Genomic DNA, 17,348 nt, shown 5'->3' on the forward strand with positions numbered 1-17,348 from the left:
CGGAAAATCGCCCTCCGCGTGCGCCGGCCGCATCCCGCACGCTCCAGCGACCAACCCCCACGCCACGGATACGGCCATCGAGGTCAACCAGCCGATCGACCCGGCCACCGCCTACCGCAACCTCCCGGGTTCCGCATCCCTAGGCCGCCACACGGGGTGACCTTCGGCCATGGGTCGCCCGGGGGAGTCACTGGACGCGTGATGCGCTCCGCAGTGCCTCCGCAGTGTTGTCTTCCTGGTGCGCCTGGCGTAGCCGACCAGGCTGCACCCGGATCGTTGCTTGATGGTGGGAGCAGTCGGGGTCAGTGCGGTCCGGGGCTGGCTGCCGCTTCGTCGTGGGGCCGGTGAAGGAGCGTGCGCGGATATGAGCGGTAAGTACTGGCTGGGTGCGGACGAGGGCATCACCTTCACGTTCTTAGGTGAGAACTCGGCGTATACGGAGTACGCGCCGACGGTGCCGCGGGCCATGTCGGACCACTCCCGGACGATGAATCCCGGCGTCTTCGAGATCCAGGGCAAGCAGGTCTATCAGATCTACGGCTACGCACTGTCCGCGCTGACCCTCGTGGTCGGCACCGACGGCCTGATCCTGATCGACCCACCCGAGGATGTCGAGAAGGGCCGCCGGCAGCTGGAGGAGATCCGCAAGATCAGCGACCTGCCGGTCAAGGCGATCGTGTACTCCCACTGGCACACCGACCACTACGCGGGAGTGAAGGCGTTCGTCTCCCAGGAGCAGGTCGACACCGGCGAATGCGTGATCATCGCGCACCGGGACTTCATGGACAACGTCGTGTCGAACAACGCCTCCGGGACCGGACCGCTGCTGACCGCCCGCGTGGAGTACTCCCTGGGCAGCCTGCTGGAGACCGGCCCCGAGGGCCGGGTCAACGGCGGCCTGGGCCCGGACTTCGTCATGCGCACCCTGTCTCTGATCGCCCCGACGGTGCTGGTCGACGACCAGCTGGAGCACACGGTGGCCGGGGTGCGCATGGTGCACTCCTGGGCGCCGAGCGAGGCCATCGACGAGGTCATCACCTGGTTCCCCGACCTGGGTGTGCTGCAGTCCGCGGAAGTCATCCAGGGCGAGTCGTTTCCCAACCTGCACACCATCCGCGGCTCGCGCTACCGCGACCCGCAGCAGTGGTTCAAATCCATCGACCAGCACCTGCGCCCGCTCCCCGCCGACTTCATGATCCCCTCCCATGGCCGCCCCGTCGCCGGCCGCGCCGAGGTCGCCCGGGTCCTGCGCGACTACCGGGACGCCATCTCCTTCGTCTACGACCAGACCCTGCGCCGCATGAACCAGGGCCACCTGCCCGACGACCTGGCCGCCGAGGTCACACTCCCCGCGCACCTGGCCGCCAGCGAATGGCTGGGCGACTTCTACGGCGGTGTGCCGCACTCGGTGCGCCAGGTCTACGCCGGCGAGATGGGCTGGTTCGACTCCGACCCCACCAGCTTGAACCCGCTGCACCCCCGCGAGTCCTCCCGCCGCTACATCGACCTGATGGGCGGCCGGGACACCGTACTGGCCACCGCCCGCACCGCGGCCGGGACCGGCGACCACCAGTGGGCAGCCGAGCTCGCCCGCCACCTGGTGCGCGTCGACACCACCGACACCGACGCCCGCCTGGTCAAGGCCGACGCACTGCGGCAGATCGGCTACACCACGCCCAACAGCAACTGGCGCAACTACTACCTGACCGCCGCCCGCGAACTGGACGGCACCATCGACTACTCCCTCAAACTGAACCTGGACGCCCCCGACCAGATCGCCGCCCTGCCCGCCCCCGCCCTCCTGGAGGGGCTCCGCGTCCGCATCGACCCGGACCGGGCCGCCGACGCCGTGCGCGTGCTGGGGGTGCGGCTGACCGACTCCGGCCAGGAGATCGCCCTCCATGTACGCCGCGGCGTCCTGGAAGCCGTAGCGGCCATCCCCGACGACGCGGACACAGTCATCGAGGTCACCCACCCGATCGTCCTGGCCATGGCCTACCGCGACCTCTACGGAGCCTTCGCCAAGGCCGTCGAAGCCGGCCAAGCCGCCGTGACCACCGGCACCCTCCAGGACGTCGAGACCTTCCTGAGCTACTTCGACGCCCTCGACCCCACCCCCTTGCGCCTGTCCGACCGCTGACGACCGGTCGGTGCACTGCGGACCCACCCCTTCCTTCCCCAGGGCTGGCCCGACGGATCCGGCAGAGCAGACCCGGGAAAGCGGTGCGCCCCACTTCGCCTGCAGGGTGGGTCTCCTTGCCGGGACTGTCGGCCGGGGTGAGGTGCCAGGCGCTGTCTCTGCCCGAGGCCGACGACCAGACGGTCCGTCACGTCCCGTTGGACCGGGAGGTGGCGGGCGAGGTGGTCGGCGCCGGCGACAGCGGCGGGAACGGCGGGTAGTGCGCGGCAGCGGCCGACACGTCACACGCATCGATCAGGGGAGCGTGGTTCGGACGCCTCGACCGGACTGATCACCCCGCCCGGTCGAGTCCAGGAGGTCTCCTACTGGCTGCTGACGGGTGCCGGCCCGTACGGGACGGTCTGGCCGTAGTACACCTTGGCTCGCTGGCGGTCGCTGAGCTTGCGCACGACGAGGATGGCGAACACGGCGGCGGCGATACTGACACCGTCGTTGATGATGGCTGCCACACTGCCGTCACGCAGCGCTTCGGCCGTATCCGAGTCGAAGAGGCGCGAGAGGATCCGGTCCAGAATCATGGTGGTCACCCACAGCGTCCACCAGACATTCAGCAGCGTGCGCGGCGCGCGCGCCGGGCTCCCGTCGGGATGCGACGGAGTGCTGGCGTCCCAGATGTCGTTGGCGATCTGCTTGGGGAACCAGAGATTCACCACCGGAGTGAACCAGGCCCCGACCGCCCACCCGCGCGATTTGCGCTGACCGGCAGCGTCAAAGTACTCGGCGTTCACCCGCACACGCGAGAACCAGACAATGAACAGCACCCCAGTTACCAACAGCGCGAGAATCTGCAACGCCGCCGAGAGCGCATACAGCCCGTCGGCCGTGTCCAGCCGCGTATCCGAGACGCCGAAGGGGTCACTGAGCAGAGCGTTGGCCACCAGCAGCCGGTTCGCGGCGGCTGCCAGCGAATACAGGTCGACGGCGATGCCGCAGGCCAGGAGAACGATCACAGCAACCGCGAGGCCGCCGGGGTCCTTGTACGTCGCGTTGCCGGAATACTGAACGGCGGGAGCGGCAGGCCATGCCGGGGCCTGCTGGCCCCACTCCGAGCAGTTCTCGCAATATCCGTCGTACGATATCGCGGGCGCGAGACCGCAGTTGGCGCATTTCATGGTGTGAAGATCCCCCGCTGACGTGCATAGCCGCGGCTCAAGCCGGCCGCTGGCGCACCGTAGACGACGTGATCACTCGTTGTCCAGCGGGATTCCGCAGGTCAGGTGGCTCTAGCTTGGAAGGCCTCCCGGCTGGAGGGAAACCGGCCGCGCCGTGGACCGTGCCCCGCGTCTTTCCGGTGATCAGGGTAGGTTTTCGGTGGCCTCCACCAGGTCGCGTCCTGACTGCGGAGCGGCATTGCGAGCCGAGCGAGTCGCCTCTATCCAGAAATGAAGGTCTGTCCTCATTCAGCTCGATCACGGATCGCCGATTTCTGTACCCGTCCGAAGGATGTGCGGCGTATTGGTGCCTCACGGGCTACGATTCAGCAGCGGCGAGGGGTGGACGGACGACCATGACGTTCGCGCACGGCACCCTCCCCGCAGGGACGACGAACGAGGTGTGCCAGTCGGAATACTGGCAGGAACTCGAAGTCAACGGCACCTTCCACATGCCCCGGGCCGAGGTCGATCCCTGGCTCCGCGCCACGTACCCGCAGCTCGAACCTGACGCTGACTGCGCCGAAGACCGTTGCCTGGCGTACGCGTTCGGAACGTCAGACCTGGCCGACAGAGTCGAGCTGTCCATTCGGCTCGAGCCTGGCGCAAGCGCCCGAATCACCTTGCTCGCCCGGCAAGGCTGAGCGGGTTTCAACCTGCTGCTGCGCCCTCAAGGGGTGCATGGTGTACTGGTCGGCCGTCCGGCTTGTTGATGAAGACGGCGTGAGACAGAGCGCTACGGGGCGAGCATGTGGGACGGCCCCTTCTACCGAGTCAGCCGTGACGGATACGAGATCTGCTTCGTGCCCGGTGCCGGAGAGGACCTCAATGAGGTCTGCAATGTGGACATGTGGGTCATCCGTGAGGACGGCGATCGCTGGTCCGGAACCGTGTTCACCTTCGATGAGGTGCACCGGATCATGGACCGTCGACGGCAGGCTGGCGAACCAGAGGGCGACTACTGGTGGTGCTGGGATGGCCTCATTGTGCGCGACGCGGGTGTGCAGTCGATGGTCAAGGTCATCGACGGGCTCGTTGCCGCAGGTGAGCACGAGACAGTCCTTCGCCATATTGGGCCTGAAGTGAACGCTTGATCTCGTTGACTCCCGGCTGACCGAACGATGCCCCGAACGTGATCGCACGTGCGGGGATACTGGGCACGTGAACACGGTCCCCGCCCGATTCTGTGCTCCGGGTTACGAGTTTGGTCTCAGCGTGAGTAGACCTGGAAGGTCACTGCGGGGACGCCTCCGAAGCGCGGGGCCGACATGTCGAGCATGCCTTGGAGGAAGGACCTGGCGTACTCCTCGGGCGACTTGTCCGACAGCGCCGTGATGTACGCCCGGTGCTCCGCCAACGACGCCACCGCCCGCTCCGCGCCCGACGGCGTGGCTTCAACGGCGTGCGTGGCGTGGGGGGATCCGGCCACGGCCACCCAGCGCACGCCGTCCCACGGGGCGTTCGGCAGGTCGGGGAAGATCCAGCGGTTGCCCGCGTCGCCCGCCGCGTCGAGGGTGGCGCGTCCGACGATGCGGTGGTCGGGGGAGTTCCAGGCGGTGCCACCCCAGGTGTCGTGGTGGTTGAGCGTGATGAGCAGCTCGGGCCGGTGCCTGCGGACCGCCGCGGCCAGGTCGCGGCGCAGATCGAGGCTGTCCTGGAGGACGCCGTCGGGGTGGTCGAGGAACTCCACCGCGGTCACGCCCACCACGGCTGCGCTGGCGCGCTGTTCGGCTTCACGGACCCGGGCGGATTCCTGCGGTTCGAGGCCGTCGATCCCGGCCTCGCCGCGGGTGACCAGCAGGTAGGTGATCTCCCGTCCGGCGTCGGTCCACTGGGCGATGGCCGCCGCGGCCCCGTACTCCAGGTCGTCGGGGTGGGCCACGATGGCCAAGGCACGCTGCCAGTCGTCGGGCATGGGCGTCAGTTGATCCGTCATGCCCGCCACGCTAACGCCTCTCCGGCCACGCTGGGCTGCATACGCTGGGGTGTGGCGGCACCGCCACAGCGCGTCCTGGTGGCACCGGACCGTGCGCTGGCCGCCTGTCCGCATCGGCGCGACAATCCGGGTAGGCGGGCATCGGCGCGGGGCGTGCCGGGGGAGGAGCCCGGCGTCCGGTGGAGCCCATGGTTCACGCCCGCGTTGGGCTGCGGCGCCTCCTCGGGCCACCGGGGGCCTGGTCGCTTTCCCCTGCCCGTGAACCTCGTGGTCGGAGGTACGTCACGGCGGCCTGCCTGATTGAGGGCCTGCGGCCGTGTTGTCAGCGCGGCCGCGGCGGGCATGCCGGCGCGAGGGTCCGGTGCAGGAGCGCGGTCGACGCCCGGTGGAGCGAAAGGCCGGGCGGCCCCGGTGCTGGTGCGGTCGCGAAACCCGCGATGATCGAGCCATGGACATGGCGGATCAACTGGCGCGAGCAGCACTCGTCGGCGACGTAGTGGAGGTCACGCGGCTGCTGCGGCAGGGCGCGGTTGTAGACGCGCCGAACGGGGATGGGCGGTCGGCGCTGGACCTGGCGGCGGACGGGGGCCACGCCGAGGTCGTTCGCCTCCTCGTGGAGGCGGGCGCCGATGTGGGGCAGAGGGTGGGGGAGTACCAAGAGTCGACGCCGCTGTGCCAGGCGGCCCTCCACGGGCACACAGCGGTGGTTGAAGTCCTGCTCGATGCCGGCGCCCAAACCGGCGCCCAAGGCCGGCTGGGCCACGTCCCGCTGGTACTGGTAGCCACGTCCAGCCGCGACGGGTACCCGGAGACGGTTGACCTGCTGCTGGACCGCGGGGCGGACATCCACGCGGTGATGAAGCACCGGACCGCCCTCGACTGGGCCGTCCGTTTCGGCCACACACGGATGGTGCACCACCTGATCAGCCGTGGCGCCAACCCGACGGCCAGGGACGCGGCAGGCACCACTGCGGGCCAAGACGCGTCGGCCTGACCTTGCGGCCGGACCTCACCACCCATCCCAGGGGCCCGGGGATGTAAGTCCCCAGGCCCCTGTCCGTCCCAGCGATCCATCCGGTGGGCCGATGCCCCGCGGAAGGTGCGCGTGACAGCGTTTGCCTGTGCTCACGAACTGGCCGTCGCAGCACGACGGACGATCGCAATCACGGGAGGCCCTTTGACCACCACACCGTTCAACAGCCGGACCGGTACGACGCGCCGCCGCCTCCTCGGTGCGGCGCTGGCCACCGGGGCCGCCCTGCCGCCGGCCGGCATCGCCGGCCCCGCGTGGGCAGCCCCCGCGCGTCCGCATCCGGCCCCAAGCGGTTTACGCTGCCCCGGCCCACCGGGCCGTACCCGGTGGGCACGGTCGCCCTGCACCTCGTCGACCGGTCACGCCCGGACCCCATTGCGGGCCCCGGGCACTTCCGCGAGCTGATGGCCACCGTCTGGTACCCGGCCCGGGACGTCCAGCGCTACCCGGTGGCGCCCTGGATGCCGGCCGGCGCCCTGGAGGCGTTCCTCGCCGACGCGGGATTCCCCGACCTGGTGCCCCTGGCGCCGCTGACCGCCGGTCACGTGGGGGCACCGGTGCGACGATCGGGCCGGCGACTGCCCGTCGTGGTCTTCGCGCACGGCGCGCACAGCCACCAGGGTGACCACACCCTCATGGTCCAGGAACTCGCCAGCCACGGATACGCCGCAGTGACGGTGGCGCACCAGTACGACACATACACGACGTTCCCCGACGGCCGGGTCGCCGTCCCGCTCTACGACCGGGAAGCGCCGACGCTGCCCGGGGACTTCGCCGCTGACCTGCGCTTCGTCCTCGACTGCGTCGAGCAGCTCGCCGCCGGGTGCAATCCGGATGTTGACCGGCAGAAGCTGCCGGCCGGGCTGCTCGGCTCCCTCGACCCCCGGCGGATGGGAGCGTTCGGCTGGTCGAAGGGTGGGACGGCCACCGCCTGTGCCACGCTCGCGGATGAGCGGATCCGGGCCGGGCTGAGCCTCGACGGGCCGATGCAGATGAACCCGCCGCTGTCCGGCGTCCTGGACCGGCCGTTCTTGATGATGACCGCCGAGTTCACCCGGGCCACGGATCCCGAGGCCGCCGCGTTCTGGTCCCACCTACGAGGCTGGCGGCGGAACATCCAGGCGCAAGGGGCCGTCCACATCTCCTACGGCGACACCGAGGCCCTCTTCCCGCAGGTGGCGAAGGTGCTCGCATGGAACGAGCAGCAGCTCCAGGACGTGATCGGCACCCTGGATCCCCACCAGGCCGTGCGGATCCAGCAGGCGTACCCGCGCGCGTTCTTCGACGCGCACCTGCGCCACCGGCGGGAGCACCTGCTCGACGGCCCGTCCACCGCCTTCCCCGCCGTGACGTTCCTGCCCTGAGCGCGCCGGCTTCCCCTGCTGGCCAGGCGGGCCCGTAGCGCGGGGCTCGTCGGTGGGCCACCGTCGCGGCCCACCGGCGAACCGTCGTGCGGCAGCGCGGGCGGGACGCGGGACAGGGGTGTCGCTGGATCGCCGTGCGCGCCCGTGGGGAAGCTGCTCTCCGTCGGCTGACCGCCCAACACCCCGGGGCTGGAGGATGCGGGCTGCCAATCTTCGGACAGCGGGTGCGGGGGCGATCACCCACGGCTAACATAACGCCGGGGATGCAAGGGGGACTTGACGTGTCCGGAGCTGATAGTGGCGCGCAGCAACCCGTGAGCCGGGACGCTGTGGTGGTGATTCCCGGGATCATGGGCAGTGAGCTGGTCGACGCCGCGTCCGGGCGGGTGCTGTGGGGGATCAACGACCCCCGCTGGTACGTCAAGGCCTGGCTCAGCGGTACGGGGCTCTCGCCGCTGCACCTGACCCCCGACGAGCGGGAGGGCACGATCGGCCGGGTGCGCCCCAGCCGGCTGCTGCGGGCCCCGGCGTACGCCCCGGTGCTGCGGGGTATCGAGCCGTACGCGCGGTTGGTCGCTGCCGTCCGGGGCTGTATGGCCGATCCCGGCGCGGTCCTGGAGTTCCCCTACGACTGGCGGCTGCCCGTCGCGGTCAACGCCCGGCTGCTGGCCGCGGCGGCCGAACGCCACCTCGAGGCGTGGCGGGCCGCGGACCCGCGCAACCGGCAGGCGCAGCTGGTGCTGGTGGCGCACTCCATGGGCGGTCTGCTGGCCTGGCACTTCACCGCGCTGCTGGGTGGCAGCGCGCTGGTGCGCAGCACCGTCACCCTGGGCACCCCGTTCTTCGGCTCGGTCAAGGCCGCGCTGATCCTGGGCACCGGGGTCGGCGGCCCGCTGCCACTGCCCAAGGGGCGCCTGCGGGCGCTGGCCGCGACGCTGCCCGGCCTCTACGACCTGCTGCCCCGCTACCGCTGCGTGGATGAGGGCACCACGGCCCGACGGCTGACGGCCGGCGACGTGGGCTCGCTGGGGGGCGACGACGAGCTGGCGGCCGCGTCCTCGGCCTGGCATGAGCATCTGGCCGCGGCCCCGCGCGCCGCACCCGACGCGCGCGTGCAGCTCGTCGGCGACCGGCAGCGCACCCTGCAGTCGCTGACCTTGCGGGACGGGGTGCCACGGGGGCACGCGGTCACCTGCCGGCCGGCGGCGGACGGGAGCATCGAGCGGGTGGACCTCAGCGGGGACGAGACCGTGTACGCCGAGGCCGCGGCGCTGCCCGGCGTGCAGGCACTGCCCCTGCCGCAGTCGCACAGCGGGTTGTGCAACGCCGAGGAGGTGGCGATGACCGTGCGGCGGGTGCTGCTCGGCCTGGACCGCGGGCCCTGGCTGGCACCGAGTGGCGGCGTCGGGCTGCGGCTGCCTGACCTGGTCGTGGCGGGCGAGGCGTTCGAGGTGGCCGTCGACTACTGCGACAGCCCGGTGGGCGTGCGGTGCACGGTGGAGGACGCGGCCACCGGGCGGGTGGTGGACCGGCCGCTGCTCGCGCAACGGGACGGCGTGGTCCGCGCGTCGGCTGTGCTGGGCCGTCCGGGGTTGTACCGGCTGGGGGTGAAGACCCGCGGGTTCGACGCCGTCACCCAGCTCGTCCTGGCCGGTCCCGCCGCGCACACCGACCGCGGGGCCGACAGCGGCCGGGAGTAGCGCCGATGGAGGACGACCCCGCGCGGGGATTCCAGCTGCGGTGCCTGCCCATCGGCGCCTACCAGGATGCCGCGTACGAGACGGTGGCCGCCGTCGCGCAGGCGCAGCGGATCGCGGAGATCCTGCGGCCGCTCGGCGCGGACAGCATCGACGTGTGGGAGGCCCGCGACGCGGAGCGCACCTTGACCGCGGCGCACGATCAGCTCAGTGCCTGGTCCTCCCGCCCGGACGGCGGCTCGTCGCTGGTGTACTGGGTGGGGCACGGGGAGTCGGTCGGCACTGACGCGTGGTTGGCCGTCTACGGCACGGAACCGGACCGGGCGGTCACCGGGGTCCGCCCGCAGGCGTTCGCCGACGCCATCTTCGACGAGTGGCTCATCCGCAACAGCCGTGACCCGCAGGCGTGGGCGGCCGTGGTCGTCGACGCGTGCGGCGCCGGGCAGTTCACCCAGCAGGTCGTCAAACGCCTCACCGAGCTGGGCACGCTGCCGCAGCGCTTCGTCCTGGTCAACGCCGCCGGGCAGGGCGCCGGGGAGTTGGGGCACTTCAGCCGGCGCCTGGCCGAGGTGGTCGAGCACTTCCTGCTCAACGACGACGCCATCCCTGTCCACGAGCTGTTCGGGCGGCTGGAGGACGACACGATCTCGGTGTTCCCCTGGCGGCTGCGGCAGGTACCCCCGCTCATCAACCGGCGCCGGCTGCTGGCGCGCCCCGTCGCCGCCCCGATGGACGTGCACGGCCAGCTCCTGCAACAGCTGCGCACCGCGCCCGCCGCCACCCGTGACCGGCTGCTGCCCACGGCTCCCGGGTCCGAACACGGCGAACTCACCTGGGACTTCACCGGCCGCGCCCGCGAGCGCGCCGAGATTGCCGCCTGGCTGCACCGCACGGCCTGCGGGATGCTGATCGTCACCGGGCCGCCCGGCACGGGCAAGTCCGCCCTGCTGGGGCAGGTGCTGGCCGAGACGGACAGCGCCCAGCGCGAGCCCCGCACCGACCCCGACGCGAGTGAACCCGCCGCGCCGGCCGCGGTCTTCGACACCGTTGTGCACCTGGGCGGGATGACCGCCGACGAGGTGGTCGACCGGCTGGCGCAGGCCGCCGGCGTGCTGCTGGACCGGGGCACGGCCGCCGGCGACGTTGCCCAGCTCCTCGCCGCCCTGCGCGCCGGCCCGCAGCAGGCGGTCACGATCCTGGCGGACGCGCTGGACGAGTCCCGGGAACCGGCCGCGATCGCCCAATCGGTGCTCGCGCCCTTGGCCGAGCTCGCCCCGGTGCGGATCCTGGTCGGCACCCGCCCCAGCACCGACGGAGGCACCGACCTGCTGCAAGCGCTGAGCTCGGGCAGCGGGCCTCGGACGCAGCTGCTGCGGCTGGGGTCCGACCGCGACGGCGTCGCCGCGTATGTGCGCAGCCGACTGGCCGCGGCGGACGGCGGTGCGGCGGCCGCCGACCGGATGGTCGCGCTGGCCGCGTCCGCTCCGGCGGGGCCGTGGGACTTCCTGACGGCCCGCCTGGCCGTGCACGAGTACCTGGCGGACGCGCCACCGGACCGGCAGCGGCCCGACCAGGACCTGCCCACCTGGCTCAGTGGCACCCCCGCCGCCCTGCTCGAGCACGCCATTCGCCGGATCGGCGCCACGTCCCCCACCGCGCTCCCGCTGCTGCGGGCGCTGGCCCTGGCTCAAGGGCGGGGGCTGCCGCGCGCCGACCGGATCTGGGCCCGGGTCGCCGCCGCCCTCGACGGCAGCCCCCCGGTGATCCGGGAGCAGGACATCGACCGGCTGCTGCACGTCGCCGCCCCGTACGTGATGGTCGACTCCGAGGACGGGCGCGGGGTGTTCCGCCTGGCGCACCGCAGCGTCATGGAGTGCTTCGCGCCCCACCGGGTCGAGGATCACGCTGCGGCGGTGCGGGAGCTGGTGGAGATCACCCGCGCGACGCTGCCGGACGACCCGGACCCCTACCTCGTGCGGCATCTGTCCGCCCACGCCGCCCAGGCCCCGGAGACTTGGGCTGTGCTCGCCGAACAGCCGCAGGTGCTCGACCGGTTGGACCCGGCAGCGGTCGCCGCGGACCTGCTCCGCAGCACCTTCGGTCGGCGCTCGCTCCCGGCGGAACTGTGCGGCATGACGGCGATGCACCCGGTCCTGCAGGACCTGTCCCCGCGCGGGCGGGCGCTGCACCGGGAGATCGCGATGACGCGCCACGCTGAGCCCGCGGCGCTCGCCCAGGCTCTGCGCCGGCCGCAGCGGATCCCGTTCGTCAGTTGGAGCGCGGTCGCGCCCGCGCCGCCGCACGTCCTGCTGCAGGACGCTGTGTCGACCGGGCCGATCTGGGCGCTGGCCGTGCTGCGGCCGACCCACGGGCCGGCGCTGCTCGCCTCCGGCGGCGACGATGGCCGGGTACGCCTGTGGGATCCGCTGACCGCGCGCCCGATCGGCCGGCCGCTGGGCGCCCACGATGGGCCCGTCGCGGCGCTGGCGAGCGTGCCCCTGGCGGACGGGCGGGTCCTGCTCGCCGCCGGCGGCGCGGACGGGGTGCTGCGCGTGTGGGACCCCGTCACCCGGCAGCGGGTGTTGGACCTTCCCTCCGGCCACGACGGCGGAATACGCGCCCTGGCGGCGCTGCGCACCGGCCAGGGGCGGGACGTGCTGGCCTCCGCGGGGCGGGATCGGACGGTGCGGCTGTGGGAGCTGCCGTCAGGGCGTCCGCTCGGCGCGCCGCTGCGCGGGCACACCGGCACGGTCACCGCGCTGGCCGTAATGGGCGCGGCCAGCGGTCGCCCGCTGTTGGCGTCGGCGGGCGACGACGGCACCGTCCGGATGTGGGACCCGGTCACCGCCCGCCCGCTCGGCGACGCCCTGCGCGGCCACACCGGGGTAGTGCTGGCGCTCGCGTGCCTGCCGGCGGACAGCGGCGAGGTGCTGGCCTCCGCCGGCGCTGAGGGCTGTGTGCGCCTGACCCGGCCCGGCACCGACCGGCGACTGGGCCGCCCCCACCGCCTGCGCCACGGCGCGGTGAACGCGCTGACCGCCTTCCCCAGCCCGCCCGGCGCCCCCGACGGGCCATGGCAGCTGGCCAGTGGCGGCTTCGACGGGGCCCTGCGGACGCTGGCCCTCCCGCGCTCGCGCACCGGCATCCTGCACGGCAGCGGGAGCGGGAGCGGGCCGGTGTACGCGCTGCACCTGCTGCGGGTCGACGAGCGCACCCTGGTGGCGTCCGGGCATGCGGACGGCGCGATCAGGATCTGGGATCCGCACACGGCCCGGCCCGACCGGACCGTACCGCTGCCGCGGTGCACCGCGCCCCTGCCGGCGTCGGCGACCCGCCCGGCCGCGGTGGCCCTGGGCCACGCCGACGGGACCGTCCGCATCGTGGCGGCCGCGACCGGGCACCCGACGGCCAAGCCGTGGCGCGGTCCGGGCGGCCCGGTCCGAGCCCTGACCCGGCTGAGCACCGTCGACGGCACCGTGCTGCTCGCCACCGGCCACGACCGCGGGGCCGTCCAGGTATGGGACCCCGCCACCGGGCACCGCGTCGGACCGCCCCTGGTGGACCCGCGCGCCGGGCAGGAGCCCGCGGAGCGCGTCCAGGCGATGACCGAACTGCGCGGCACGGACGGGCGCCGGCTGCTGGCGGTCGCCCACCGCAACGGGCTGCTGCGCTGGTGGGATCCCGCGACGGGGAAACTGCTGGGCGATCCGGTGCGCGCGCACGACGGTCCGGTCCGGGCGCTCGCGGCGGCGGACGGCCTGGTGGTGTCGGGAGGGGAGGACGGGATGGTGCTGCTGCACGACCCGGACGCAGATGGGGTGGTGGGCGCGCCGCTGCGGACGGGCCGGCCGGTCACGGGCCTCGTCGTCCTGCGGGCAGCGCGCGGGCCGACCCGGCTTGCGGTCACCGACGGGTACGGCCTCGAGATCCTCGACCCGATCGCCCGCCGAACGGTCAGTCGGCAGCAGGTGGCCCTCGAGCGCGACGACGTGGACCGGCTGACCGCGCTGGCGGCGGTGCCCTCCGCCGAGGGAACGCTCTACGCCGCCTCCGGCAGCGAGGAGGGCGCACTGTGCCTGTGGGACGCGGGGAGCCCGGACACCGTGCGGCCGCTGCTGCGGGCGCAGCTGGGCGCGGCGATCCGGTCGATGGAGGTGGTCGAGGGCCACTTGGTCGTCGTGCACGCTGCCGGGACGATCGCCTTCGCCACGGCGGAGCTGCTCGCCCGGTGAACCACTTCCCGACCGCGCCCGCGCTTCCCGCGCCGCCGCCGGGGCAGGACCATGAACGAGCACCAGAGCCAGGGGGCGACGCGGGTGTCAGCTGACGGATCCGACCAACTTGCCGCCGCGATCATCAAAGCGGCGTTCACCGTAGCCCGACAGGACCCCGACGGCGGCACCACGGCCACCGGGCCCGACTTCCCCGACATCGCCGCGGCCGTGCTCGGGAAGACCGCCGGCCCGCGGGTCCAACGGGCCGCGGTGCGCGTCCTGGAGGACGCCGCCGACCAGCTCGCCGAACGGCTCGACACCGTGCACGCCCACCGCTACGGGACGCTGACCGACGACGACAAGAGCGTGGTGATGGACAGCATCGCGCACGCGGTCGGGTCCCTGCCGCTGAGCGTCGAGCAGCTCACCCGGCTCGAACTGCGCGGGGAGACCGTCGCCCGTCAGCTGCGCCGGGCCGCGGTGCGGCGATGGGCCGACGCGGACCTGGAGCGCGACGCCCAGGAGTACGGGGCGCTGCTGGTGTTCGAAGCGGCCCAGTTCGTCGTGTCCCTCGCCTCGCAGCCCGCCCTCGCCCAGCGCACCGCGAGCACCGAACGGGCGGCCACGACGGTGGAGGAGATCAGCACGGCGCTGCAGGACGGCATCAGCAGCGTCCGCCCGACCGACTACCGCCCCGACGTGTCGGTGGAGGTCAGCCAGTTCGAGGCGAAGTACGCGACCGACATCCTGCGCGAGCACGGCCACATGGAGCTGTTCGGGATCGACGTGCCCGAAAGCTTTCGCCGGCAACCGGTCGACATCGCCTACATCACGCTGCAGTCCTCGGCGCAGGACCGGTGGCTGCCGGGACGCGAGCAGGTCAGTTCTGTCGACCAGGCCATCGTGGACGCCGGCAAGCCCCTCAAGCGCGACCCCCGCGTGCTGCCCTCGGCGGTGCTCCACCCGACGCCCACCACCGCAGGACCGTTCCGGGTCCTGGTCACCGGGGTCGCCGGCTCCGGCAAGACCACGGTGAGCAAGTGGCTGGCGGTCTGCGCCGCGCGCCACAGCTTCCCCGCGACCCTGCAGGACTGGCAGGGCGTCACCCCCTTCGTCGTCCAGCTGCGGCACCTGTTCACCGGCGCCGACCGCAGCCGCCTGCAACTGGCGGACCTGGCCCGCGTCGCCGCCCACCGCACGCGCGGCATTCCCGAGGGCTGGGTCGATGCGCAACTGCGCGGCGGCAACGCGCTGGTGGTCTTCGACGGCATGGACGAGCTGCCGCCCAGCCCCAAGCCGCACCGCAGCGAGGCGTACAAGTGGATCGACGCCCTGATGGAGGAGTACCCGACCGTACGGTTCATCGTCACCTCCCGCCCCGAAGGACTGGACACCGCCTGGTTCGAGCAGCGCGGCTTTCGGCACCTGAAACTGCAGCCCATGCGGGACCAGGACATCCGGATGTGCGTGCGCCAGTGGTTCAGCTGCCTGCTGCGGTCCTGCCCCGCCGACCTCAAGAGCATCTACCGCCAGCGCCGCGACCGGCTGCTGGGCCACATCGCGGGCAACCCCTCCGTGCGCGATCTGGCCGAGACCCCGCTGCTGTGCGCCATGCTCTGCTCGTTCTACGCCTCGAACCTGTCCGTCGAGGTGCCCAAGAGCCGCTCCCACCTGTACGACCAGGTCATCAACGCGCTCATCAGCGCCCGCGACGAGCAGCGGCGGGTGCTCATCGGGCACGGCATGGAACTGAAGGACAAAAAGGCCCTCCTGCAGGCGATCGCCCGCCACCTGGCCGACCACGCGCAGTCCACGATCCGGCTGCGGCCCATCACCGTCCTCGACGCCCGCTACGCCACCACCTGGTCGCAGCTGCAGGAGTTCGAGAGCCAGCAGGGCAAGACCGCGCACGAGATCCTCACCGACCTGCTCGCCAGCTTCGTCAGCACCCGCATCACGATCGACGACGCGTTGGAGTACGTGGTCGAGCGCAGCGCCGTGCTGCAGCAGGTGGGCCCGAACGAGGTGCAGTTCGCCCACCGCACGTTCCAGGAGTTCCTCGCCGCCTGCGACTACGCCGACCGCGGCGAGACCCAGCAGCTTGCCCGCTTCGTGGGCGGCGGCGAGGACACCTGGTGGCGCATCATCGCCTTCGCCGCCGCCAAATCGACCCGCCGCGACGCCAGCGCCCTGCTGCGCCGGCTGGTGCGGGAGGCCGAACAATCCCCCGTCCGCCACCGCGAACTGCTCCTTTTGATCGCCGAATGCGTCAGCACCGCCAACGTGGACCCGGAGGTCGCCGAGACCGTACGCGACGCCCTCACCGAAGTCCTGCCCCCGCGCACCCCGGACGAGGCGACGAAGCTCGCCGGGGTGGGCGATCACATCCTCAACTGGCTCAGCGGACACCAGGATCCCGCCACCGTCCAAGCCTGCGTCATCGCCGCCGGCCACATCGGCGGACCCGAGGCGATGGCGCTGATCAAGGAGTACGTGGCCGTCCTGACCCAGGACGGCACGACCCCGGCCTGGCTGCGCGCGGTGGTGTGCGCCATGTGGGACCGGTTCGACGTGGAGGAGTACGCGCGCCACGTCCTCGCACAGATCGACTTCGAGGACGACCGCGTCATGATCGACACCGGACGCAAACTGCCCGCCCTCGGACACCTGCGCGGGGCGCGGAAGCTGCGGATCGCCCTCGACGAGGCCGGCGGCCGCGTCGGTGCGCCGTCCTGGAACGGGCTGACGGAACTGGAAGAACTGGACTGCACCGGCTTCCGGCAACTGCACTCCCTCGACGGGATCGACCGGCTGACCGGCCTGACGATGCTGGGCCTGCGCGCCGGCGGCCTGCTGACGGACTACACCCCGCTGGCCCGCCTGACCGGCCTGCGCTACCTCGAGATGCTCGACTGCCGTCATTTGCACGCCACCGACTGGCTGGCCGCACTCACCGACCTGGAGACGCTGCTGCTGTCCGGACCCCGCGAGGCCACCGACTGGTCCGGGCTCGCCCGCCTGACGGCCCTGCGCACGCTGCGCCTCGTCGGCGCGAGTACCGTCCCCGACCTCGACTTCTGCCAACCCCTGAGCGGATTGCGGAGCTTGTGGGTGACACCGGACGACGGCGTGCGGGACACCACCGGCATCGCCGGCGCACAGCACCTGCACCGGCTCGGCCTGACCCTGGCCCGGGACCGCGCGACCCCCGTGACCCTGCCCGCACCGGGCGCGGGGCGGCTGCGCGAGCTGAGCCTGACGGGCCACCTCCACGTCGACGACCTGCAGAGCCTGCGCGGCCACGCCAACCTGCGCTCCCTGCAGGCCGAGAACGTGGTGGGACTGACTTCCCTCCTCCCCCTCGCCTCCTTCCACCACCTGCGCACCCTGCGGCTCACGGATTGCCGGGAGTTGCGCGACATCGCCGGCCTGAGCGCCTACTTCCCGGACCTGGTCACCTTGGACCTGAGCGGCGCCGCGATCACCGACCTCACCCCGCTCGCCGACCTGCCGCAACTCGAAGAGGTCTACTTCGAGCGCTGCAGCCACCTCACCCACATCGACACCCTGCTCCACCTGCCCTCCCTGCGACACGTCAGCTTCGAGGGCATGGTCGACTGGCTGCCGCTGGACGTCATCGCCCAACTCCAGGACGTCCAGCATGTCACCGTCGACTACCTGCATGTCGGCCACGGGGGAGCGTGAGACGGCTGGGCCGGCTCGGGGGCGGTGGGGGAGCTGCATACGATCGAG

Annotated in this window: 10 protein-coding genes; 8 read left to right on the top strand and 2 right to left on the bottom strand. The window is 72.3% G+C overall.

The features are described from left to right. Positions 1 to 364: 364 nt before the first annotated feature. Complete coding sequence (locus ABZ721_RS10725; RefSeq protein WP_358788264.1) at positions 365 to 2,140, top strand: alkyl sulfatase dimerization domain-containing protein; 1,776 nt, start codon at positions 365 to 367, stop codon at positions 2,138 to 2,140. 362 nt (positions 2,141 to 2,502) lie between these two features. Here ABZ721_RS10725 and ABZ721_RS10730 read toward each other — a convergent pair whose 3' ends face one another. Then, entirely contained in the window at positions 2,503 to 3,312 is an 810-nt protein-coding gene (locus tag ABZ721_RS10730) for a DUF4328 domain-containing protein (protein ID WP_358788265.1), read from the bottom strand. A 395-nt stretch (positions 3,313 to 3,707) separates the two neighbouring features. Between ABZ721_RS10730 and ABZ721_RS10735 the strand changes: the two genes are divergently transcribed. Together ABZ721_RS10735 and ABZ721_RS10740 are read left to right on the top strand one after the other, a co-directional pair. After that, complete coding sequence (locus ABZ721_RS10735) at positions 3,708 to 3,995, top strand: hypothetical protein (RefSeq protein ID WP_358788266.1); 288 nt, start codon at positions 3,708 to 3,710, stop codon at positions 3,993 to 3,995. Positions 3,996 to 4,100: 105 nt separating this feature from the next. After that, positions 4,101 to 4,445 (top strand): hypothetical protein, encoded by a 345-nt coding sequence (locus tag ABZ721_RS10740; protein WP_358788267.1) that lies wholly within the window; start codon positions 4,101 to 4,103, stop codon positions 4,443 to 4,445. Between the two features lie 116 nt (positions 4,446 to 4,561). Here the strand turns inward: ABZ721_RS10740 and ABZ721_RS10745 are convergent, their stop codons facing one another. After that, positions 4,562 to 5,287 (bottom strand): PIG-L deacetylase family protein, encoded by a 726-nt coding sequence (locus ABZ721_RS10745; protein ID WP_358788268.1) that lies wholly within the window; start codon positions 5,285 to 5,287, stop codon positions 4,562 to 4,564. Positions 5,288 to 5,735: 448 nt separating this feature from the next. On the opposite strand from ABZ721_RS10745, the gene ABZ721_RS10750 reads away from it, so the two are divergent. From ABZ721_RS10750 to ABZ721_RS10770, 5 genes are all read left to right on the top strand, one after another. Continuing rightward, complete coding sequence (locus ABZ721_RS10750; protein WP_358788269.1) at positions 5,736 to 6,281, top strand: ankyrin repeat domain-containing protein; 546 nt, start codon at positions 5,736 to 5,738, stop codon at positions 6,279 to 6,281. Between the two features lie 365 nt (positions 6,282 to 6,646). Then, positions 6,647 to 7,684, top strand: coding sequence for an acetylhydrolase (locus ABZ721_RS10755; RefSeq protein ID WP_358788270.1), 1,038 nt, complete (start codon positions 6,647 to 6,649; stop codon positions 7,682 to 7,684). Positions 7,685 to 8,019: 335 nt separating this feature from the next. Next, a complete protein-coding gene (locus ABZ721_RS10760; protein WP_358788271.1) occupies positions 8,020 to 9,384 on the top strand; it encodes a hypothetical protein in 1,365 nt (454 codons plus the stop codon). A gap of 5 nt (positions 9,385 to 9,389) precedes the next feature. Continuing rightward, positions 9,390 to 13,613 (top strand): AAA family ATPase, encoded by a 4,224-nt coding sequence (locus tag ABZ721_RS10765; RefSeq protein WP_358788272.1) that lies wholly within the window; start codon positions 9,390 to 9,392, stop codon positions 13,611 to 13,613. 84 nt (positions 13,614 to 13,697) lie between these two features. Then, the gene (locus ABZ721_RS10770) at positions 13,698 to 17,300 is read left to right on the top strand and encodes an NACHT domain-containing protein (RefSeq protein WP_358788273.1); all 3,603 of its coding nucleotides are present in this window, start codon (positions 13,698 to 13,700) and stop codon (positions 17,298 to 17,300) included. The last annotated feature ends 48 nt before the right edge of the window (positions 17,301 to 17,348 follow it).

The sequence above is a fragment of the Streptomyces sp. NPDC006733 genome (assembly GCF_040636125.1).
Taxonomy (GTDB): domain Bacteria; phylum Actinomycetota; class Actinomycetes; order Streptomycetales; family Streptomycetaceae; genus Actinacidiphila.

What these genes read in the sequence shown, in the direction of transcription:
- ABZ721_RS10725 (WP_358788264.1), top strand. Translation starts at nt 365, where the DNA reads ATGAGCGGTAAGTACTGGCTGGGTGCGGACGAGGGCATCACCTTCACG.
- ABZ721_RS10730 (WP_358788265.1), bottom strand. Translation starts at nt 3,312, where the DNA reads ATGAAATGCGCCAACTGCGGTCTCGCGCCCGCGATATCGTACGACGGA.
- ABZ721_RS10735 (WP_358788266.1), top strand. Translation starts at nt 3,708, where the DNA reads ATGACGTTCGCGCACGGCACCCTCCCCGCAGGGACGACGAACGAGGTG.
- ABZ721_RS10740 (WP_358788267.1), top strand. Translation starts at nt 4,101, where the DNA reads ATGTGGGACGGCCCCTTCTACCGAGTCAGCCGTGACGGATACGAGATC.
- ABZ721_RS10745 (WP_358788268.1), bottom strand. Translation starts at nt 5,287, where the DNA reads ATGACGGATCAACTGACGCCCATGCCCGACGACTGGCAGCGTGCCTTG.
- ABZ721_RS10750 (WP_358788269.1), top strand. Translation starts at nt 5,736, where the DNA reads ATGGACATGGCGGATCAACTGGCGCGAGCAGCACTCGTCGGCGACGTA.
- ABZ721_RS10765 (WP_358788272.1), top strand. Translation starts at nt 9,390, where the DNA reads ATGGAGGACGACCCCGCGCGGGGATTCCAGCTGCGGTGCCTGCCCATC.